This window comes from Pseudoalteromonas nanhaiensis (assembly GCF_051235485.1).
Lineage (GTDB): Bacteria > Pseudomonadota > Gammaproteobacteria > Enterobacterales > Alteromonadaceae > Pseudoalteromonas > Pseudoalteromonas lipolytica_C.
Genome location: NZ_JBPNYQ010000003.1, coordinates 63266 through 83058, shown reverse-complemented (window position 1 = coordinate 83058; position 19793 = coordinate 63266). Strand labels below are relative to the sequence as shown.

Sequence of the window (19793 nt, the reverse complement as noted above, 5' to 3'; positions counted from 1 at the left end):
AGGGGTAAACAAATGGCTAAATTAACAATAGGATTTATTGGTTTAGGCAACATGGGTGGCCCAATGGCGGCAAACCTTGTCAATGCAGGTCATACAGTTCGCGTGTTTGACTTAAATAAAGCAGCGGTTAATGAGCTTGCCGATAAAGGTGCAATTGCTGCAAACGATGCGGCTGAATGTGCAATTGGTGCTGATATTTTTATCAGTATGCTACCGGCAAGCAAACACGTTAAATCGCTTTACTTAGGTGAAACGGGTCTTATTAACTTACTTGATAGCAAAACCTTAGTGATTGATTGCTCAACCATTGATGCAGAATCAGCACGTCAAGTGGGTAGCGAGCTTGCTCAAAAAGGTATTGATTTTGTTGATGCGCCGGTATCAGGTGGTGTTGCTGGTGCAACAGCGGGCACTTTAACCTTTATCGTCGGTGGTGAGCAAAGCCACTTTGAAAAAGCCAAACTGGCTCTAGCAGATATGGGTAAAAACATCTTTCATGCTGGTGAGATTGGTGCAGGCCAAGTCGCAAAAATCTGCAACAACATGTTGCTGAGCATTTTAATGGTTGGTACAAGCGAAGCGCTACAAATGGGTATCAACAATGGGCTCGACCCAAAAGTGTTAAGTGACATAATGACTGCAAGCTCTGGTCGTAACTGGACACTTGAGCTTTACAACCCATGCCCTGGTGTAATGGAAACAGCACCAGCAAGTAATGATTATAAACCGGGCTTTATGGTTGATTTAATGGCGAAAGACTTAGGTCTTGCTATGGAAGCGGCTCAGCAAAGTAATTCATCTACCCCAATGGGGTCAATGGCGAAGAATCTATACACTATGCTTCAGCATCAAGGTGCGGGTAGTGATGATTTTAGCGCTATTTTTAAATTATTCTCGAAGTAGGAGATTGTTGTGGAAATTAAAAACAACAACATCGTAATTACCGGTGGTGCGCAAGGTTTAGGCTTTGCGATGGCCGAGAAATTTGCATCGCTTGGCGCGAACATCGCCCTTATCGATATGCAACAAGACGTACTTGATACTGCAATATCAGCGCTTGCCAAGCATGGCACAAAAGTCATGGCGTATGCTGCTAATGTCACAGATGAAGACGCTGTGGTAGCAACGTTCAACACGATTAACAAAGACTTTGGCCATATCGGCGTGTTAATTAATAACGCAGGTATCTTACGCGATGGTATGTTTATCAAAGCAAAAGAAGGCAAAGTGGTAGATAAAATGTCGTTAGCTCAATTTCAATCTGTGATTGATGTGAACCTAACTGGTGTATTCTTAGCAGGCCGCGAAGCTGCGAGCCACATGATTGAGTCTGGCAAAGGCGGCGTTATTGTTAATATGTCGAGTGTTGCCCGTGCTGGTAACATTGGCCAAACAAACTATGCAGCGTCTAAAGCCGGTGTTGTTGCGATGACAACGGGTTGGGCGAAAGAATTAGGTCGTTTTGGTATCCGTGTTGGTGCAATCGCACCAGGTGTTATTCGTACCGCGATGACAGATGCAATGAAACCAGAAGCAAAACAACGCATGATGGCGGTAACGCCAGTGGGTCGTTTTGGTGAAGCAGAAGAAATTGCCCAAACAGCACAATACATTGTAGAGAATGACTTCTTTACAGGTCGTGTTGTTGAAATTGATGGCGGTATCCGCCTTTAGTTTTAAATGGTAACCCTTTACCCATTGAAAGAACCAAAACGGTAAGCCTAGCTTGCCGTTTTTTTATTTTTAACGTAATTTAAATTCATAATGATAAGGAGATTTTTTATGAACACTGATGGCATTACAGTCTCAATGAGCAAAGGAATTAAAGCTAACTTCAAACTGGGTGAACATTTAATTGAATACTGGGGTTCGGCTTATTCTGGAAAAGAAGTTCTGAAAGTAGACGGTGAATTAATAGCAGAATCACGTAACTTTAAAACAAAATCTGTTCATGAATTTAATATTGATGGTAAAGCCTGCCAGTTGTCTTTACGTGTTAGGCCCTTCTTTAAGTTCTCAGCAGTTTTATCGTTAGAGTGTGAAGGTGAATTAGTACAACGCTTCCAACTAACCTACGGTAAAACACGCAAAGTAGCCTGGTATTTCAGGTATCTCGATATATTGGCATTTTTTATTTTGGGATGGGTATTTATGGCAGAAGTAATATCACTTAACGAGCTAATTTTACTTGCTGGTGCCATTTTAATTTTTTCAGAAATAGTTTTTAAAAATCAAGGCTGGATCATCGAAGAGCAAAAGCCTTGTAATTAACTGCCCAGCATTCAATAATTAAGCGGTTAAATGCCGCTTAACTTTGAGAGATGCAGTGAATCCCAAACAAATCCGCAATTTTTATATCAATGAAGAACAGTCTGTTTATTTGCTGTCTCACCATGATGCTAAAAAGCACCGTCAATGGCTTAACATTTGTATTAAACAACTTACCTTGCTTGGTTACAGTGACGTTGAATTAATTGGTTCTGGTGCGTTTGGATTTGTTTTTGCTGGTGTTGATGATGAAGAGTTACCTTGGGTATTTAAGTTTTCACGGATAACCCTAGCGCAAAGTGTACGTGACCGCTTAGAAGACGAAGCCTACATGCTCTCGCAAGTTAAAAACCCACTCGTGCCAAAATTTTATGCCTTTGAGCGTATTAAAAAGCAAGGCATCTTAATGATGGAGCGCGCTCTAGGTGAAGACTTAGAAAAAATCTCTATCAAACAGGGGCGTTTCAGCGCAGCAAAAGTTATGGCGCTGGCTCTTAGGTTACGTAATGTGCTGGTAGATTTACGCGAACACAAAAATGGCTTAAGCCCACAGCCAATTGTGCATGGTGATATTAAACCCTCTAACATTGTTTATGATGAACAAACTAATAAGTTGTCATTGGTAGACTGGGGCAGCTCTGTTTATGCACAAATAGACGCTGAAGGTAATCCGGTTGCTAGTAACTTTATGGATCTTATGTCTGCTGATATAAGCACAACCAATGCACGCATGGGTGATGTGTATTTTATTGGTGATGAGCAAATGTCAGGTGGGCAGTCATCGCCACGTTTTGATGAACAAGGTGTTGCATCAACTCTTTATGCATTAGCCTCTGCACAATCTTGCCGATTTGGTGCAGCGGTTATTCCGGCTACAAGCTTAAATTTACCTATGGAGCTTGCCCGAGTCATTGACGGCATGCTTTCAAAAGATAAGGCAACCCGAGATGGCGCAGGTGATTATTTTATGCGTAACATGCCTACAATGGCTAAAGCGTACCTACCTGAACTGCCTCGTAAAGTCATTCGACCTTATATCCCTTATTGGTTTAGTGAGTTTGATGAGCACCCAGATACAGTGGTTTACAGTTCTCGAAAGCAATTTTTAAGACAAGCCGACCATAATCAACAATTACTTGATGTAAACGATGCTCAGCTCGATAGATACTACAAAGAGTTTTTATTTGATACCGGCGACACCGAAAAAGCATTTTTGGCCTCTATTAGCCGATTAGCAAAATATCCGGTAGTAGGGGGTTTAAGTTTTCATTGGAAAGAAAACTCAATGTTTGTTGAATCATCACTTATCCTGCATGATGAAACACTCGGCACTGCGTTTACCGATGCGATTAACAACACGGTGATGTTAGCACAAGGGATTGAACAAAAAGGTCTCTTTAAATGTTGTTTGTTTGATGCGCGTAAGACCATTCAGCTAGAGCGTGATGGCACCGGTGCGTTTAAATTTGAACATTTACCTGAGCTTGATTACGAAGTAATGGATGTACAAGCCTCAGACGTAACCAGACCGCATTCTTACTTTGAAGATGGTAAAGACCCAGATGAGCAATTACAGCTCCCGAAAAAGGTCATAAAGTGCGTATTTGAGCTTAACCAAATACACCACACGGGCTGTATCATTTTCGAAGCCTTACCTGATAGGATGAAAATACACCATTACTATCGTCTGCTTGATGCCAGTAAAGAACCTGAATTTAAACGTTTATTAAGTAAGCTTATGCAATACGCGGTTAGTATCACAGATGTAGGTGTGGCAGGCTTTATGAAGCTACCTTACAAAAATACCCGTGAATTTGATTTATGCACCAGACAGCCCGATGAGTTTTATCCGCGAGATCCCAAAAGAGTGTTAGACATATGAGCCTTTTGCCTATGGCTGATGCTTTAGCTAGTGAGAAAGATAAAATTGATGCATTAAGATTTATTAAAATGCGGAATCTTGTAGGAGCTGCAAACAATACAAAGTGGAATGAGCTCATTTGTGAAGTGCGAGAATGGAAAAATTGGCAACCTCCTTTTCGTTCGAAATGGGTAACTGGGCATATATCAGAATGGGATAGTGAGTGGTGCTATCATTTACCATTTCCTTTTATTGGTGTTCAGTGGTTAGATTTATACTTTATTGAAGAAATAGTAGATGTCAGAAGGAATCACTCTATAAAAGAGTTTGATCACTCTGAAAGCTTAACTGAGCTTTTAGATAAGATAGGTTTATCTTACGAAAAGGGTAAAACAACAATAAGAATTTGGGGATATCTTCCTAAGTGTTTTGAGCATTTTGATGAATCTTAATAGTTACATGTTGAATGTATTTAAACAAAGTCACTAAAAGAGATCTCAATAGTAAGGAGTCTGGCTGATGAATCAATTAACAGAGAAAAAGATTACTTGTCCGTATTGTGGTGAGCAAATAGAAATCTTATTGGATCCAGCAGACGTAAATCAGCAATATATTGAAGATTGTCAGGTTTGCTGTAAGCCAATTAACTTTTTAGTTTTTGAAAGTATAGATGATGAGCTTTCAGTTACAGTATCAAGTGATGATGAAAGTAGTGGTTTTTCTAATTTTTAGAAATTAGATTCTAATATTTCTAATTTATGAAATAAAAACCTGCTAAATAGCAGGTTTGTGGGTAATTGGCTTTTACTTATGCTCTTCAATTATCTCAGTGATCCCTTCAGCTGAGAGTATTTCAATCCAATACCCATCAGGGTCTTTAATAAAGGCTAGGCCTTTCATCGAGCCATCGTCTGGTTTTTTTACAAACTCAACATCGTATTTTGCAAAACGTTCGCTTGCTGCGTACACGTCTGGCACGCTAATACCGATATGACCAAAGCCTTTTGGTTCATCATTACCACTATGGTAACCAGCAAAGCTATCGTCGTTTTCTGTGCCCCAATTATGTGTAAGCTCGATAAGAGCAGGGCGGCGAAACACCCACTGTGCTTTTTCTTTATCGGTGCCTTTTGGCATTTCTTGCTCATAACCTAAAAAGTACAGCGTAAACTCCATTGTAGGAAAATCATATTTACCCAGTAACTTCATGCCTAAAACGTTTTGGTAGAAATCTAAAGAAGGCTTTGGATCTTTAATACGCAACATAGTTTGTTGCATCACAAAATCTTGCGTTGCGTTTGCGATTTGTTCAGGTGATTCGTTGTAGTTAGACATATACATCCTTTTTAAATGACATTAATGATGATGCACTCAGTCTAACATAACCACGTTACCCTTAAATTAATAAAAAATAATATTGACCAGTTTGACTGGTTGTGAAGATATTAACTTGCTAACTCACATAAAAAACCGCCTCAACAGGCGGCTCTTATAAATTGACAGCTTGTAACTAGCAATTGTTGATTAGTTGCCCCAAGGATTACTCGCACTTGAACGTTGTTTACGGGTTCGTGCTTGTTGCTTGGCTTCTTTTTTTGCGTGAATGCGTTTAGCGTCGGTAAAACTTAACTCACACGGTTCACCTGGTTTTTGATCAGCAGGGATCACGCGATCTCGAGGTGGTAATTCATAGTTTACATCATCTGGGCGTGGTAAGTTTTTAAGACGATACAAATAAAAGTTCTCGACTTTTTCTTGTGCCCATTGTGTTTTACGTAAAAACTTAACCGCAGATTTAACATCTGGATTATTTTTAAAGCAGTTTAAACGCATGTAGGCGTGGAGCAATTCCCAGCCATATTGCTCGACAAGCTCTGTCACTACTTGCTCGATACCTACACCTTGCAGTGGGTTATTGCTGAAAATTTCTTTATTACTCATTAGACTGTCCGGTATTACAAAACTAGGGTAAGTATAATTGCCTTTACCCTAGTTTTATAGCTAACTTGCTAAGAATGTTTATATTCGAGCTTATTCTTTGCAATTAACCACAACGCGGCCGCGAATTTGACCTTTTAATAACGCTTCTGCATTTTCTATGGCTTTAGATAGCGGTATTTCTTGCGAAATGGTGTCGAGGTACTGAGTTTCAACTAAATCACTAAGACGTTGCCATGCTTCAATTCGATCAGCTTTAGGGCGCATTACACTATCTATACCCATTAGACTAATGCCACGAAGGATAAACGGCGCTACCGTTGCTGGAAAGTCCATGCCTTGTGCTAACCCACACGCTGTTACAACACCACCGTATTTAATCGATGCACACACATTTGCAAGGGTGTGGCTACCCACAGAATCAATTGCGCCAGCGAATTGCTCTTTAGCGAGTGGTTTCCCTGGTGCTGAGAATTCTTCGCGTGGTAAAACGCGTTTTGCGCCTAATTTTTCAAGGTGCTGTGCTTCATTTATACGGCCAGTTGTTGCAACCACATCAAAGCCAAGTTTATTTAATAAGTAGATAGCAAAACTACCCACGCCACCATTGGCACCGGTAACAAGTATTTCACCACTTTGGGGCGTGATACCTTGTTTTTCTAATGCAATAATACTTAGCATTGCGGTATAACCCGCAGTGCCAATTTGCATTGCCTGTTTTGGTGTTAAATTAGTGGGTAGGGGGATGAGCCAATCAGCACTCATAGACGCCTTTTCACTTAGGCCACCTAGGTATTTTTCCCCAACACCAAAGCCATTTAGCAGTACTTTATCGCCAACTTTAAATTCATCGCTTTTAGACTCTGTCACTGTGCCTGCAAGGTCAATCCCGGGGATCATAGGAAATGTTCTTACCACTGGCCCTTTACCTGTGATTGCTAAGGCATCTTTGTAATTTAACGTGCTGTAGTCAACATCAATATTTACATCATGCTGGTGGATGCTCTCTACAGGAAAGTCTGAGTATTCGGCTCGATAGCTTTGATCATCTTTATTAATAACTACCGATTTTACTGATGTTGTCATGGTGACTCCTTTTAGACCGATCGTCTTTTAATGGTTAAAATAAAACCGCATTAAAACGGCTTTATAAAATTAATCGTAAAAATTGTGCTGTATAAAGGGTAAGTGGTTCACTTGATTTATCAAGTTTAGAGCGCATTACTGCGCCTTCCCAGCCAATCCAGAAAAACTCAGCAAGCATTTTACAATCTGAAACTTGAGGTATTTGTTTTTGCTGCTTGGCATCGATTAAGCACTGCTCAGTTAAAGCTTGCCAGCTGGTGTAAGCCTGTTTAATACGATCAATCATTGGCACATCAAGATAGCTGAGCTCTTGGTTTAAATTGCCAATTAAGCAGCCGCGCTTAAACTCAAATTTTGCCATGCCTTGTTTGGCGTCATTGGCAAACAGCACAATCCTCTCAAGAGGGGTAGTTGCACTATTTGTTAAATGGCGCTTTAACTTGGCCTGAAAATAGCTGTCATAAGCATCAATTAGAGCTAGGCCAAAATCATTCTTACTTTTGAAATAATGATAAAAAGAGCCCTTAGGTACCTGAGCTGATTTTAAGATTAAATCAATGCCGGTTGCACTAAAGCCTTTTTCGGTTAATACAGCTAACCCGGTATTAATTAATAGGGCACGAGTATCTGCATTTGAACGTGCTATTTTTGGTGGCCTGCCACGACGGCTTGGCACAGAGTTATTTGTTTCCATGCCAACCATATTAGACCGATTGGTTTTTAATATGCAAGAACTATATTGCTTAAATTGTAATCATCATAAATTTGTCATGATTACAATTAAATTGGGAACTTTGCGCAAATGATGTTGGTCACAAATACTGAAGCTAAAAAGAGCTGTATCGTTTTTAGCTGAATTTAAGTGTATTAATAGATGGTTTTAGTTAAAGAGGTACGACCACTTAGTAATTTTAAATGTTAATTCATTTGAGCATCAGCACGTTAGTTATTGTCAATTTATTTAATTGCTTTTTGCTATTTGAATTTAACAGTTTTATTAACTATTCATTAAATGTAGATGTCAATTTCGCTACATATCTATAAATATAAAAAGGTGAGGATATTACCTATGAAGAGACAGAAAAGAGATCGTTTAGAAAGAGCTCATTCTCAAGGTTATAAAGCAGGCTTGGCAGGCCGTTCTAAAGAACAATGCCCTTATCAACAAGTCGATCCTAAATCTGAATGGTTAGGTGGCTGGCGAGAAGCCATTGAAAACCGCAATATGTTTAAAACTTAATATAGGCACCTTATTTACGCAAAAAAGCCCCATTTAGGGGCTTTTTTGTATCTTTAATTAAAGATTAAAACGCAGATGTATCTTGGAAAAGACCTACTTTAAGATCTTTTGCTTCATAGATAACACGGCCATCTACTTCAACAGTACCATCTGCCATACCCATGAATAATTTACGCTTAATTACACGCTTCATGTCTAATCGATAAGTTACTTTTTTAGCAGTTGGTAAGATTTGACCTGTGAATTTAACTTCACCTACACCAAGTGCACGACCAAGACCTGGACCACCAGACCAACCAAGGAAGAAACCAACTAATTGCCACATAGCATCAAGGCCAAGACAACCTGGCATTACAGGGTCACCTTTAAAGTGACAGTCGAAGAACCAAAGATCTGGGTTGATATCTAGTTCTGCAACAATTTGACCTTTACCGTGCTCACCACCGTCAGCAGTGATAGAGATAATGCGGTCCATCATTAGCATGTTGTCACTTGGTAAACGACAATTGCCTTCACCGAACATTTCACCTTGACCACAAAGGACCAATTCTTCTTTTGTATAGCTGTTTTTAGGTTCCATAACTCTCATTCATCGCTTAGAAATTGCCACGTACTTTAGCGTACACTTGTACGCTAAACAACTCGGAGCAGTTAATTATTTGCTATTTTTCGCTTGTTTTATGACCATTTAATTAAACTGTAGCCGATAAAGGGAGATAAAACCGCGCATTGTGAAGTAAAAATCATTATAATTGCTGTGATTCTTTAACCAGTCTAAAGGAAATTTATGATCCTTTTTGTAAACTCACTGACAGTGATTGATTTTTCTTACTTGTGTAATAAACGCGGCGCAGTTGGCGAGAGCTGGATTGTGGATTTAACTCTGCATGGCCAATTAAATGATGAGTCGATGGTTCTTGATTTTGGCTTAGTTAAAAAGCAAATCAAGGGCATTATTGATAACTGTATCGACCACAAACTTGCAGTGCCTGCCAAATTAAACGGTTCACTAACACAGCATGCTGAGCATAGCGTGCTAGATTGCCATTTTGGTGATAATTATCACTTAGCTATGAGTGCTCCTAACCAAGCATTTTGCTTAATTGATGCGGATGTTGTTGACGAAAAATCAGTAACTGAGTTTTTGATTAAAACGATAATGCCTGAGCTACCTAGTAACATCGAAAAGATCGAAATCAGTTTATACCCAGAACATAGCCAAAGCTTTTACTATCATTACAGCCATGGCCTTAAAAAGCATGATGGTAATTGCCAGCGTATTATTCATGGTCATCGTTCGCAAATTGGCATTAGCCTTGATGGTATGGCTATGCCACGCTTACAAAAAGAGTGGGCAGATAAATGGGAAGACATTTATCTAGCAACAACTGAAGATGAAATTAACAAAGCAGACCTTAAACATGTAACTGCACAAGACAACGATGTGTGTTTTGCGTATACATCACAGCAAGGCTATTTTGAAATGGCAATTGATAAGTCTCGCTGCGACATTTTACCTTGCGATACCACTGTTGAATGCATTGCAGACTACTTAAGTTCTCAAGTTAAAAACCAATACCCTGAATCAGAGGTAAAAATTACTGCTTATGAAGGTGTTGGCAAAGGGTCAATCAGTTATGCGTAAAGGATTACTAGTAGCAGCGTTTGCAGGGCTGTTCTCACTTACTGCAAGTGCTGTTGAATTAAAAGGACATCTAACCCAAGGCGGTTTAGTAACAGGCCAAATTGAAGGTGCTAAAAGCGTTAGTTTTAATGGCGAGAAACTTAAGCTTTCTGAAAATGGTGAGTTTGTATTTGGTTTTGGTCGTGATGCTGAGACAAATCACAATCTTTCTTGGGTTGATAGTAATGGTGTGAGCCACGAGCAAGCAATTACAATCACCAAGCGTAACTATAAAATTGATAAAATAACTGGTGTTGCAAAAAAATATGTTTCGCCACCTAAAGAAGTGTCTGAGCGTATTAGCCGTGAAGCTGTTGCTGTGCGTAAAGCTAGGCAAGTTGATTCTGACTTAAGATACTTTTTAGACCCAGTTTATAAACCTGCAACTGGGCGTATCTCAGGTGTTTATGGTAGCCAGCGATACTTTAATGGTGAGCCACGCAGACCGCATTTTGGTTTAGACATTGCAAATAAAACAGGCACTCCAGTGTATGCGCCTGTAAGTGGCACTGTGGTATTTGCTGATGCAGATTTATATTACTCAGGTGGCACGTTAATTCTTGATCATGGCCATGGCGTTACCTCTACTTACATTCATTTAAGTAAATTAGATGTCAAAATAGGGGATGAAATTAAGCGTGGTGATAAAATTGCTGAAATTGGCGCGACTGGTCGCGTAACTGGCCCTCATTTAGACTGGCGTTTTAATTGGAAGAATGAACGCCTTGACCCTGCGCTAATGATGCAAGACACATTAGCTAATGAAAAGTAGAGACTATGACACAACAAATCGATCGTGACGCTATTATTGCAAAGCGTATTGCTGATTCAACAACATCAGTAACAAAAACTGTTTTTCCTGGCCGTACTAATCACCATAATACTTTATTTGGTGGTGATGCACTTGCTTGGATGGATGAAGTGGCTTTTATTGCTGCTACGCGTTTTTGTAGAAAGCCACTTGTAACGATTTCGTCTGACCGTGTGGACTTTAAAGAAGCTATTCCTGCTGGAACATTTGCTGAGCTTATTTCAAAAGTTGTACATGTAGGTAATACCAGCCTTAAAGTAGACGTTGAGATTTTCTTAGAAAGAATGCATAAAGATGATAAGCACTTGGCTATTTCTGGCAGCTTTACGTTTGTAGCTGTTGATGATAACCATAGACCAACACCGGTTGTTTGCGAAAAAATGATCAACGGTTTCGATTAATTAATCGACAAATATTTTTAATGTAATAAGTACCTATGGGTACTTATTATTTATATAATAAGGAACACATCATACAATATTTGGGGTGAATAAAAGCTCAGCAAGGAATGAATTATGCAACTATAAATTCAGCAAGGGGGAATCGATGAATTTCATACTTTTTACTTTATACAGTTGCATACTTATATTGGCTTTTAACCAAGTTGATAACTATTGGTTTGATCTTATCGCCTCATTAAGAGGGCAATTGCTTGCGTTTAGCTTGCTGTTTGCAATGGCTTGTGTTCATAAGGCTAAGAAATTGGGCGCTGTGTGCGTGGTGTTTAGTACGGTACTGATCTTTCATCATTACAATTATTTTAATCAAGTTGACTCTCAACCAGGTGATATAAAAATAGCGCAAGCAAACGTCCATTATAGTAATCCATACTTAACCGACATAATTAATACTCAGCTAGTTAATAGCGACAACGATATACTCATTTTGTTTGAATTTAATGATACACAGCGTCACCTACTTAGTGAACTTAAAGGACGTTATCATTTATTTGGCTATGCTGAAGTTGAAGGGGCGCCATTTGGAATTATTGTTATCTCAAAACATCCAATTATCCAGAAACAAATTAAGTATTTAGATAACCCAAAACTAGGTTTTGTACAACTTAACTTTTTGTTCAAAGATACAGTCGTGAGTACAATTTTACTGCATCCGCCATCACCCAGAAATCAGCTTTTATGGGAGCAAAGAAATTATCTTTTATCGAAAGTTGATCAACAAATGCTTCAATTAAAAGGGCATTGGTTTATAGCCGGGGATTTTAATACTGTGCCTTGGTCACGTTATTTTTTAAATCATAACAACAGTTGTTCTCAGCAAGGTCGTAACTATGCAAGTTGGTATGCTGTTGAAAATAAATTGGCTATTTCGTTAGCGGGTTTACCAATTGATAATTGTATTGTAAGCCAAGGAACGCGACTTTCTGGAGTACACACGCAAGTCATCAAAGGTAGTGATCACCATTTACTAAGCTATCAACTTTCTTTTTCGACATATTGATTAGCGCGTAGAAAGCTATTTTCTATCAAAAGATTGATTACCATCGTTAACTCAAAATTATCCCATGGCTTTGCTGTGATGATATTGGCAATGTTTTTATATATCGCATGCTTAGTTGCTTCTAACTCAGCATAACCTGTAAGTAGCATTCGCGAGCAATGTGGTTGGATCTGGCGAATTTCTTTAAGTACAGTTAAACCGTTTAACGTTGGCATTAGTAAATCACATATAACTAAGTTTACATTATTTAATTTTGTATATTTGATCGCTGCACATGGGTCACTAAAGCATACAACAACATGGTCTTGTGATAGTAAACGCGATAGGGCACGTAATATAGCTTCATCATCATCAATGATTACAATGGTTGTTTTCATGATTGAGCCCCAAGTAAATGCCTTAAATCATACAAAACATGTTTAAAATTTCGTTTATGTGGAAATAACCAAAACGCTTTGTAAGAGTAGGCTAATGCCTTTGAGTAGTAACCAAGCTCCCTATAAAATTCACCATAGCATTCACTTAATCTCGCTTTGATTCTTTTAAGTTCATTGTTTGATACAACAGATTGGTTACGATTAATTATTTCGACCATGGCCGCTAAACGGTTTTCTCTATTTGCTGTAATAGAATTGGCGCGCATTAAATAGTGCATTGCACACTGTGTTGAGTAGGCAACATAACCTCGTTTAGCTAATTTTAACCAGCAATCTAAATCGGTAGCGCTACTTAACTTATTGTCAAAACCACCCACATCAACAATGGCTGAACGTTTAACCATTACTGATGATGTACCAACAATATTGGTGGTGATCATTTGGCTGATTGGGTTTTCAAGTAATTGGAAATCTTTACTTTCTTTATTGCATTTAAATTCAGGCCAATAGTCGAAACAACCAATAATGTCCTCGTTCTGTTCATTAAAATGCATATAGTCAGTAAAACTTAACACACAATCAGGATGTTTTAGATGGAATGCAAGTTGACTAGCAAGCTTATCAGCAGACCAATAATCATCGGCATCTAAAAAAGCTAAGTACTCTGACTTTGCTTGTGTAATTGCAAGGTTACGAGCAGCAACAACGCCCTTTCGTTGTTGACTAAAAATCCGTACTTCATTTTTTTCAGCGGCAAGTCGTTGTAGGTAGTTGATACTGCCATCAGTGGAGCCATCATCGACAATAATGATCTCGAACTGAACGTTTTTTTGCTGATAAATGCTGTTAATACAAGTATCTAAATACTGCAAGCAGTTGTAGTTTGGAATGATAATACTGACTTGGCTGTTCATAATATGCTCCAAAAGCATTTCTTCACGTATTAAAGGATACGCAATTTGGACGCCAGCTTTAAATCTGTATTTTCTGTTAAATTACTAAGTCTTTTCTCTTTGTGCGTTGCATTTTGCAAATGCTAAGCATGTTTTTATCTCATTTCGGGAATTTAGCGGCTTTTTTGTCGGGTATGGAACTTGCCATAGCTCTTATAACCGTTTTTGTAGGAGCGTTTTTTTTATGAAGCACATTGCTATATTAGTCCCAAGCTTTCCGATTGCATCAGAAACCTTTGTTGTAACAGAAATAAAAGCGCTGTTAAACGCAGGGCACAAGGTGACGGTGTTAACCTTCGAAAAAACCAGTGTGTTGATTAACTTAACCAGCGCTATTGAAGTGAAAAAAATCACTAAACCAGCGTTTAAATCAATATTTCCTTCAATGCTAAATATTTATAAGTTAGCAAAAGCAGCTCACACTGCAGCTCAATTTAAATCAATTTCAACTCAATCATTACTTGCGTACGGTTATCAAATTGCACGTTATATAAAAGCGGCAAAGATTGATCATCTACATTGTCATTTTATGCATGGGCCACTTGCTTATGGCATTGTCGCAGCGAAACTTGCTGATATAACAGTATCATCAATTGGCCACGGACATGATGTTTATGTAAACAGTGCTGATCTAAAACCTAAACTCGCATTTTGTGATTTTTCGATAGCTGTCTGTGAAGAAATGGCTATGCAATTTAAGCGCTTTTCTGACAGTAACGTTAAGTTACTGCATTGTGGTATCGATACCAGTCAATTTAATCATAGCCCCACATCACTTAATGAGTCCGTCAGGCTAATTTTTATAGGGCGGTTAGTCGAAAAAAAAGGTTTGCAGTTTTTATTACCTGCTTTGAGGCAAATTCCGAAAGAGCTTGGGATCACTGTTGATATTGTTGGTGATGGCCCTATGTTGAACGATTTAATCTTTATGGCTGAAGAGTTAGGAATTAGAAAGTCTGTCCGGTTTTTAGGTGAAAAACCACATGATTGGGTCAGCGAAAACCTAATTTACTATTCAGCTCTTATCGCACCATTTTGTATTGCAGAAAACGGTGATAGGGATACAGGCCCGTTAGTGTTAAAAGAAGCTATGGCCTCTGGTTTACCTGTACTCACCACCACCTTAATGGGGGCAAACGAAATTGTCACACCCCAAGTTGGAATGAAATGCATGCCTGGGAGCATTTCTGCTATCAGTAAAATGCTATTTAAATTCCACCAACTCTCTCCTCATCAGCGTTATATGCTAGGTCAAAATGCTAAACAACATGTAAATCTAAACTATAACGCAATAAAACAGGCAGAACGGTTATCACAATGGGTTGAATCTTTATAAGGAACGACCATGAGTAACTTAAAGCAAATAGGCTACTTTGCATGTGCAATTTTTGCGGTAAAAGGAATGGGTTTTATACTTTTACCCATTACAACTCGCCTTTTAGAACAACAGGAGTTTGGTCAATTAAACTTCCTAGTAACACTGACTGCATTATGTTCTCTGGTCGTTTCATTAGGGTTACCTGAGTTATTGCTAAAGCAACAATATGATTCTTTTAAAGAAAAAATGGCATTGTTCCGTGACGCTTTAATCTTAATTCTATTGTTCTGTCTAATGTTCATTCTTTTTGGATTTGTTTTTTCAGAAGATATCATCAAAGCATTACCCGCCAATATCAAGCTGATAGATCTCAAGTTATTAATAATAAATCTTGCGCTAGCAGCCATATTAAGTATTCCTTATACCTATTATCGACTATTTGATCATGCGCAAAAGTATTGTTTTTACAGCGTTTCTCATGCACTAATTCAAACCTGTTTAACAATTACTTTATTAGTGCTTGGCTATAATATCACCGGCGTGATGATTTCAGGAGTTGTGTGCACCCTAATTATTTTAGCTTTCACTGTTCATGATATTGCTGATGCAATAAAAGTTAGCTACGCAGAGTTTAGTTGGCGAATCAAAAAATCTCAGGGTGTGTTTTTACTTTCTATAATTTCATCGGGGTTGTTTGTTTATGCAGGTAATGGTGCAGAAAATTGGTTCATTGTTGCTTACTTCGATGAAAAATTGTTAGCTAATTATTATGTCGCGGCTCAGTTTGCAATTATAACCTCATTCACCTTTGAGCCAATTAGACTATGGTGGTTTGCTAAACGCTTTAACCTTATCAAAACAAACAAATTACAGTATCAACAGTATGCTATTTTGTCTCTGAATACGGGTCTTGTATTGTGCGTTATAATGGCCATTATTGCGCCTTTATTACTTAATTTTGTATTACCAGCTCACTATCATGGGCATGACGAATGGCTCGTGTTGCTAATATTAGTTGTTGCTATCAGACATCACAGTGACATTTTAAATATTGGTTGTTACATGCATAAAAATGGTGTGTATGTATCTGTTGTTAATTTGCTAACTGCATGTTTAGGGTTAACTTTACTGTATTTCTTGGTGCCACGTTTTGCAGTTGAAGGCGTCATAGCCGCTTTAGCTATCATGCAAAGCTTTAAATTAGTGTGTTTTTACATTTTGAGTCAACATCTTGAGCCTTTGCAGCTAGATTTTTTTGCTGTTATCCCAAGTTGGATTGCATTAGTATCAATAACCTTTGTAACACTGCAATTTGAAAGTTCACTAACAGCTAAAGGGCTTATTCTTGTCTTTTACATTACCGGATTAGCCTTCCAATATAAGTCACTATTTTTACCTGCCATTAAAAAGCTAGTTAAGGGGCATGATTATGCTCAATTACTATAAACAAAACACGCTTTTAATTAATGGCATTTTAATTACTTTTGCTGTAGCAGTGACATACGCAACGGTAGGGCCAATTGCTGTATTTGCTTTGTTGCTTCTGCCATTCGCTGCCTTCACTGCGGTAAAAGTCAGTGTTGCATTTATTATATTATTCATCCTGTTTAGTTACTTTAGACTCCATGAGGCATTTCCAATATTAATGCCTTTTAAAATACCAAAGCTGCTAGCACTTGCATCGTTGCTTGGTATTGTTTGGCACCTTTTCATTTCTCAAAAACTTAAGCCTCACTGGCAAACAAGTCACCTTGTGTTCTTTTTATGGTTTGTCTGGCTCACCGTGTGTGTATTCAGTGCGTCTAATCGTGGACTTGCGATGGAGTACTGGAGTGGCGTTTTAACTAAAGTGCTCATAATGGTCTTTGCAATTTCTTGGTGGATGACATCACTTAAACATTTTAATGCAGTCAGAATTGGCATCATGATTTCTGGTGCTGCCATAGCCTTAGTGGCACTGAGTAACAAAATGAATGGGATTGGTTTAGTTGAAGGGACACGCGTGACAATCTCACGTGAACTGCGTTCGCAATTAGGCGATCCCAATGACTTGTCATTGGTAATGATGTTCCCTGTGTCGTTTTTAGCAGCAGAAGTGTTTGATACAAGTGCGCATAAAGTCAGACGTATAATTGCATTAATTTGCTTAGTGATTGCTATTAGCGGCGTTATTGCGACTCAAAGTCGAGGCGGACTACTCGGTATTGCAGCAGTGATTAGCTTCTTTATTTATCAAAAAGTTAAGAACCCCGTAGTTGTAGCCTGTATTGGCGCTGTTGGAATGCTTGCTATGGTGGCGTTTGCTGGTATTGCTGATAGGCAAAGCGGTGGGTCACATGAAGGCGGAGTTGATGAATCTGCTATGGGCCGTATCTATGCATGGCAAGCAGCGATCAATATGGCGATTCATAACCCATTAACGGGGGTTGGGGTTAATAATTTTGTTGTTAATTACTATTTTTACAGCCCCCATTGGGATGGCAAGAATCATGCAGTACACAGTACATGGTTTCAAGTTTTAGGTGAAACAGGCATTGTTGGCATATGCATTTTCATATTAGTGATTGCCTGTATTTACCGCAGTTTAAACCGAGTATTTTTGATAAATACGCAGTTAAATGATGAAAAAATAGCGGTAAATGCGAAAGCGTTAAAAGGCGGATTAATTGGCTTTATGGTGTCTGGAACCTTTTTAACTCAAGCATTTACATGGCCTATTTATATAATCCTTGCTTTAACAATTGCCTTAGAAAAGCTGGTAATGGATAGACAACGGGAGAACGCACATGAGTGAACAACTTAAACATTGGTTAAAATCAAGTGACAGCCCATTTGCAAAATCACTTTTTCAATTTGCAAAAGCTATTCGCAATCCGCAAATTTGGGTGATCCCGGGTGTACATTCTTTGCTGTTTAAACTGCATTTACTTATTAGCACAACTATTAGCGAGATGGCACGTATCTTTTATTACACACCGTTATTTAAAAGCCAAATTAAAGGCACTAAAGCTAATTTATATCTTTATTCAGGAATGCCACAAATATTAGGCAAACTCGAAATTAGTTGTAAAGATAATACGCGCATTAGTGGTATTACAACATTTTGTGGGCGGAGTCAGGGCGAATACACACCTAAGCTTATGATTGGCAGTAATGTTGATATTGGCTGGCAAAACGCATTTTCAGTGGGGCGTAATATCATTCTAGAGGACGATGTGCGTCTTGCTGGTAGGGTGTTTCTAGCAGGGTTTCCTGGTCACCCATTAAATTCACAAAGACGTGCAAAGGGTGAGCCTGATGATGAGTGCCAAGTAGGCGATATCATCATTAAACAAGGCGCTTGGATTGGTACTGGTGCAACTGTACTTGCAGGAGTAACAATCGGTGAAGGGGCTATTGTTGCAGCAAGCGCTGTCGTAACTAAAGATGTACCTGCAAACACTATCGTTGCCGGTAACCCAGCAAAAGTTGTTAAACAGCTTAAGAATTCGCTATGAAATTTATTGTATTCGGCGAAGATTGGCAAAGTCACCCAAGTAGTACACAGCATCTATTCAAACAACTAGCAAAACAGCATCAGGTTATTTGGATTAACTCGATTGGGATGCGCAAACCAACATTTCGCTTGATTGATGTGAAACGAGTTTTTAATAAATTAAAAAGTCTTTTTTTATCAAAGCGCTCAAGCCCAAATGCTAAAACAACTGATCATAGCCTCAATTTAGATTTAACAGCGCACACATTAGCTGTTTTACCTTGGCACGATAACCTTATTGTAAGGTTATATAATAAGTGGATTTTTAATAAAAAAGGTTTGATAGGTGATGAGCCAATTGTGTATTGGTTAAGTGTGCCAACAGCAATTAGTTTAATCTCTCCAAGAGAGCAAGATAAAGTAATTTACTATTGTGGTGATGACTTCTCAGCACTGGCTGGTGTTGATCATAAAATGGTTGCGCCATTTGAAAGAGAACTTATCAAAAAAGCAGATACTATCTATGTTGTTAGCGAGCGACTTGCCAACAAAATGCCAAAATCCAAAGTGAAAATGCTTTCTCATGGGGTTGATTTAGCACTTTTTACTACGCAAACAGCAAAAGCCAGAGAACTTGAGCAAATAAGCAAACCAATGATTGGTTTTTATGGCTCCTTAAATGCTTGGCTTGATAAAGCCTTATTGTTGACTCTTGCTAAAGAGAGGCCTGAGTATCAATTAGTGTTAATAGGACACCTCATAGAAGATTTCTCAGAGCTACTCAAGTTGGACAATGTAACTCATATAAAGGCTGTAGAGCATCATCGCTTAGCTTCATTTTCACAGCATTGGCAAGTATCGATCTTACCGTTTGTTGATAATGAGCAGATAAGATCTTGTGATCCACTCAAGTTAAAAGAATACATAGCCACAGGCACACCAATCGTCACAACACGCTTTGCTGCGGTTAATCCTTATCGTGAGACCATCTTAATAGCAGACACCCTTCAAGGTTTTATCGATCGAATTGACTATGCAGTTAGCTTAAGTAAATCGCAAAACTTAAACTGGCGAACTAATCAATCTCAGCAAGCTAATAATCATAGTTGGCAAGCAAAAGCCACGTTAGTTTGTAAACAACTAAGATTTTGCTGATTTAATCGTAAAACCTAAAAGCTGCATCTTGTATAGCTACAACATGCAACTTTTTGCATTTTGGCTCGAGACCTGCAACTTACTAATTAAATGAATGTATCAGGGTTATTTATTTTCAATTTGCAATCAATAACCCAAACATTTTGCAAAATGCAAAGCAATAGGTAAA

At 38.6% G+C, this 19793-nt stretch carries 23 protein-coding genes; 16 read left to right on the top strand and 7 right to left on the bottom strand.

Annotation, left to right across the window (positions count from 1 at the left end; translation table 11 throughout):
- The first annotated feature begins 12 nt into the window (after positions 1-12).
- The 6 genes from mmsB (at position 13) to ACSFVZ_RS04390 (ending at position 4861) form a co-directional block, all read left to right on the top strand.
- The gene (gene mmsB, locus ACSFVZ_RS04415) at positions 13-903 is read left to right on the top strand and encodes a 3-hydroxyisobutyrate dehydrogenase (RefSeq protein ID WP_435558209.1); all 891 of its coding nucleotides are present in this window, start codon (positions 13-15) and stop codon (positions 901-903) included.
- A 9-nt stretch (positions 904-912) separates the two neighbouring features.
- The gene (locus ACSFVZ_RS04410; RefSeq protein ID WP_435558208.1) at positions 913-1674 is read left to right on the top strand and encodes an SDR family oxidoreductase; all 762 of its coding nucleotides are present in this window, start codon (positions 913-915) and stop codon (positions 1672-1674) included.
- Positions 1675-1782: 108 nt separating this feature from the next.
- Positions 1783-2271 (top strand): hypothetical protein, encoded by a 489-nt coding sequence (locus ACSFVZ_RS04405; RefSeq protein WP_435558207.1) that lies wholly within the window; start codon positions 1783-1785, stop codon positions 2269-2271.
- A gap of 55 nt (positions 2272-2326) precedes the next feature.
- A complete protein-coding gene (locus ACSFVZ_RS04400) occupies positions 2327-4150 on the top strand; it encodes a protein kinase domain-containing protein (RefSeq protein ID WP_435558206.1) in 1824 nt (607 codons plus the stop codon).
- Positions 4151-4161: 11 nt separating this feature from the next.
- Positions 4162-4581 (top strand): DUF6678 family protein, encoded by a 420-nt coding sequence (locus ACSFVZ_RS04395; protein ID WP_435558205.1) that lies wholly within the window; start codon positions 4162-4164, stop codon positions 4579-4581.
- A gap of 67 nt (positions 4582-4648) precedes the next feature.
- Complete coding sequence (locus ACSFVZ_RS04390; RefSeq protein ID WP_435558204.1) at positions 4649-4861, top strand: CPXCG motif-containing cysteine-rich protein; 213 nt, start codon at positions 4649-4651, stop codon at positions 4859-4861.
- 72 nt (positions 4862-4933) lie between these two features.
- On the opposite strand, the gene gloA is transcribed toward ACSFVZ_RS04390, so the two are convergent.
- The 4 genes from gloA to acuR all read right to left on the bottom strand — a co-directional run bounded on the left by gloA (position 4934) and on the right by acuR (position 7847).
- Positions 4934-5464 carry a lactoylglutathione lyase gene (gloA, locus tag ACSFVZ_RS04385; protein ID WP_435558203.1) on the bottom strand — a complete coding sequence of 177 codons (531 nt, stop codon included), beginning with the start codon at positions 5462-5464 and terminating at the stop codon, positions 4934-4936.
- Between the two features lie 189 nt (positions 5465-5653).
- Positions 5654-6070, bottom strand: coding sequence for a VF530 family protein (locus ACSFVZ_RS04380; protein WP_105180503.1), 417 nt, complete (start codon positions 6068-6070; stop codon positions 5654-5656).
- 90 nt (positions 6071-6160) lie between these two features.
- Positions 6161-7153 carry an acrylyl-CoA reductase (NADPH) gene (acuI, locus tag ACSFVZ_RS04375; RefSeq protein WP_435558202.1) on the bottom strand — a complete coding sequence of 331 codons (993 nt, stop codon included), beginning with the start codon at positions 7151-7153 and terminating at the stop codon, positions 6161-6163.
- A gap of 61 nt (positions 7154-7214) precedes the next feature.
- On the bottom strand, positions 7215-7847 hold the full coding sequence (gene acuR / locus ACSFVZ_RS04370) for an acrylate utilization transcriptional regulator AcuR (protein WP_435558201.1): 633 nt from the start codon (positions 7845-7847) through the stop codon (positions 7215-7217).
- A 375-nt stretch (positions 7848-8222) separates the two neighbouring features.
- Here acuR and rmf point away from each other — a divergent pair, with 375 nt between their 5' ends.
- Positions 8223-8393 (top strand): ribosome modulation factor, encoded by a 171-nt coding sequence (gene rmf / locus ACSFVZ_RS04365; RefSeq protein ID WP_138557519.1) that lies wholly within the window; start codon positions 8223-8225, stop codon positions 8391-8393.
- A 64-nt stretch (positions 8394-8457) separates the two neighbouring features.
- On the opposite strand, the gene fabA is transcribed toward rmf, so the two are convergent.
- Positions 8458-8973, bottom strand: a complete 516-nt coding sequence (fabA, locus tag ACSFVZ_RS04360; RefSeq protein WP_054553819.1) for a bifunctional 3-hydroxydecanoyl-ACP dehydratase/trans-2-decenoyl-ACP isomerase — start codon at positions 8971-8973, stop codon at positions 8458-8460.
- A 207-nt stretch (positions 8974-9180) separates the two neighbouring features.
- Here fabA and ACSFVZ_RS04355 point away from each other — a divergent pair, with 207 nt between their 5' ends.
- The 4 genes from ACSFVZ_RS04355 to ACSFVZ_RS04340 all read left to right on the top strand — a co-directional run bounded on the left by ACSFVZ_RS04355 (position 9181) and on the right by ACSFVZ_RS04340 (position 12346).
- Positions 9181-10038, top strand: a complete 858-nt coding sequence (locus ACSFVZ_RS04355) for a 6-carboxytetrahydropterin synthase (RefSeq protein ID WP_435558200.1) — start codon at positions 9181-9183, stop codon at positions 10036-10038.
- A complete protein-coding gene (locus ACSFVZ_RS04350; protein WP_435558199.1) occupies positions 10031-10849 on the top strand; it encodes a M23 family metallopeptidase in 819 nt (272 codons plus the stop codon). Before ACSFVZ_RS04355 ends, ACSFVZ_RS04350 begins: the two co-directional genes overlap by 8 nt.
- Before the next feature lie 5 nt (positions 10850-10854).
- A complete protein-coding gene (locus ACSFVZ_RS04345; RefSeq protein ID WP_135924597.1) occupies positions 10855-11289 on the top strand; it encodes an acyl-CoA thioesterase in 435 nt (144 codons plus the stop codon).
- A 145-nt stretch (positions 11290-11434) separates the two neighbouring features.
- Entirely contained in the window at positions 11435-12346 is a 912-nt protein-coding gene (locus tag ACSFVZ_RS04340; RefSeq protein WP_435558198.1) for an endonuclease/exonuclease/phosphatase family protein, read from the top strand.
- Here ACSFVZ_RS04340 and ACSFVZ_RS04335 read toward each other — a convergent pair.
- On the bottom strand, positions 12322-12723 hold the full coding sequence (locus ACSFVZ_RS04335) for a response regulator (RefSeq protein ID WP_135924592.1): 402 nt from the start codon (positions 12721-12723) through the stop codon (positions 12322-12324). The two genes, ACSFVZ_RS04340 and ACSFVZ_RS04335, sit on opposite strands and share 25 nt — an antisense overlap.
- Positions 12720-13637, bottom strand: a complete 918-nt coding sequence (locus ACSFVZ_RS04330) for a glycosyltransferase family 2 protein (protein ID WP_135924590.1) — start codon at positions 13635-13637, stop codon at positions 12720-12722. Before ACSFVZ_RS04330 ends, ACSFVZ_RS04335 begins: the two co-directional genes overlap by 4 nt.
- A 223-nt stretch (positions 13638-13860) precedes the next feature.
- Here ACSFVZ_RS04330 and ACSFVZ_RS04325 point away from each other — a divergent pair, with 223 nt between their 5' ends.
- Genes ACSFVZ_RS04325 through ACSFVZ_RS04305 form a run of 5 tightly spaced genes read left to right on the top strand, consistent with a single transcriptional unit; the run spans position 13861 to position 19624 of the window.
- The gene (locus ACSFVZ_RS04325) at positions 13861-15012 is read left to right on the top strand and encodes a glycosyltransferase (protein ID WP_135924587.1); all 1152 of its coding nucleotides are present in this window, start codon (positions 13861-13863) and stop codon (positions 15010-15012) included.
- A 9-nt stretch (positions 15013-15021) separates the two neighbouring features.
- Positions 15022-16440, top strand: coding sequence for a lipopolysaccharide biosynthesis protein (locus ACSFVZ_RS04320; RefSeq protein WP_435558197.1), 1419 nt, complete (start codon positions 15022-15024; stop codon positions 16438-16440).
- Entirely contained in the window at positions 16424-17788 is a 1365-nt protein-coding gene (locus ACSFVZ_RS04315; protein WP_235382112.1) for an O-antigen ligase family protein, read from the top strand. The genes ACSFVZ_RS04320 and ACSFVZ_RS04315 overlap by 17 nt, the downstream gene beginning before the upstream one ends.
- On the top strand, positions 17781-18491 hold the full coding sequence (locus tag ACSFVZ_RS04310) for an acyltransferase (RefSeq protein WP_435558196.1): 711 nt from the start codon (positions 17781-17783) through the stop codon (positions 18489-18491). The genes ACSFVZ_RS04315 and ACSFVZ_RS04310 overlap by 8 nt, the downstream gene beginning before the upstream one ends.
- On the top strand, positions 18488-19624 hold the full coding sequence (locus ACSFVZ_RS04305; protein ID WP_435558195.1) for a glycosyltransferase: 1137 nt from the start codon (positions 18488-18490) through the stop codon (positions 19622-19624). The genes ACSFVZ_RS04310 and ACSFVZ_RS04305 overlap by 4 nt, the downstream gene beginning before the upstream one ends.
- The last annotated feature ends 169 nt before the right edge of the window (positions 19625-19793 follow it).

Bases quoted from the DNA above. Each gene is read 5' to 3' on its own strand.
- gloA (WP_435558203.1), bottom strand. From the start codon at position 5,464: ATGTCTAACTACAACGAATCACCTGAACAAATCGCAAACGCAACGCAA.
- ACSFVZ_RS04345 (WP_135924597.1), top strand. From the start codon at position 10,855: ATGACACAACAAATCGATCGTGACGCTATTATTGCAAAGCGTATTGCT.
- ACSFVZ_RS04330 (WP_135924590.1), bottom strand. From the start codon at position 13,637: ATGAACAGCCAAGTCAGTATTATCATTCCAAACTACAACTGCTTGCAG.
- ACSFVZ_RS04380 (WP_105180503.1), bottom strand. From the start codon at position 6,070: ATGAGTAATAAAGAAATTTTCAGCAATAACCCACTGCAAGGTGTAGGT.
- ACSFVZ_RS04340 (WP_435558198.1), top strand. From the start codon at position 11,435: ATGAATTTCATACTTTTTACTTTATACAGTTGCATACTTATATTGGCT.
- ACSFVZ_RS04320 (WP_435558197.1), top strand. From the start codon at position 15,022: ATGAGTAACTTAAAGCAAATAGGCTACTTTGCATGTGCAATTTTTGCG.
- ACSFVZ_RS04335 (WP_135924592.1), bottom strand. From the start codon at position 12,723: ATGAAAACAACCATTGTAATCATTGATGATGATGAAGCTATATTACGT.
- ACSFVZ_RS04350 (WP_435558199.1), top strand. From the start codon at position 10,031: ATGCGTAAAGGATTACTAGTAGCAGCGTTTGCAGGGCTGTTCTCACTT.
- ACSFVZ_RS04325 (WP_135924587.1), top strand. From the start codon at position 13,861: ATGAAGCACATTGCTATATTAGTCCCAAGCTTTCCGATTGCATCAGAA.
- ACSFVZ_RS04310 (WP_435558196.1), top strand. From the start codon at position 17,781: ATGAGTGAACAACTTAAACATTGGTTAAAATCAAGTGACAGCCCATTT.
- ACSFVZ_RS04390 (WP_435558204.1), top strand. From the start codon at position 4,649: ATGAATCAATTAACAGAGAAAAAGATTACTTGTCCGTATTGTGGTGAG.
- ACSFVZ_RS04355 (WP_435558200.1), top strand. From the start codon at position 9,181: ATGATCCTTTTTGTAAACTCACTGACAGTGATTGATTTTTCTTACTTG.
- acuI (WP_435558202.1), bottom strand. From the start codon at position 7,153: ATGACAACATCAGTAAAATCGGTAGTTATTAATAAAGATGATCAAAGC.
- mmsB (WP_435558209.1), top strand. From the start codon at position 13: ATGGCTAAATTAACAATAGGATTTATTGGTTTAGGCAACATGGGTGGC.
- ACSFVZ_RS04395 (WP_435558205.1), top strand. From the start codon at position 4,162: ATGGCTGATGCTTTAGCTAGTGAGAAAGATAAAATTGATGCATTAAGA.
- ACSFVZ_RS04405 (WP_435558207.1), top strand. From the start codon at position 1,783: ATGAACACTGATGGCATTACAGTCTCAATGAGCAAAGGAATTAAAGCT.
- fabA (WP_054553819.1), bottom strand. From the start codon at position 8,973: ATGGAACCTAAAAACAGCTATACAAAAGAAGAATTGGTCCTTTGTGGT.
- acuR (WP_435558201.1), bottom strand. From the start codon at position 7,847: ATGGAAACAAATAACTCTGTGCCAAGCCGTCGTGGCAGGCCACCAAAA.
- ACSFVZ_RS04315 (WP_235382112.1), top strand. From the start codon at position 16,424: ATGCTCAATTACTATAAACAAAACACGCTTTTAATTAATGGCATTTTA.
- rmf (WP_138557519.1), top strand. From the start codon at position 8,223: ATGAAGAGACAGAAAAGAGATCGTTTAGAAAGAGCTCATTCTCAAGGT.
- ACSFVZ_RS04305 (WP_435558195.1), top strand. From the start codon at position 18,488: ATGAAATTTATTGTATTCGGCGAAGATTGGCAAAGTCACCCAAGTAGT.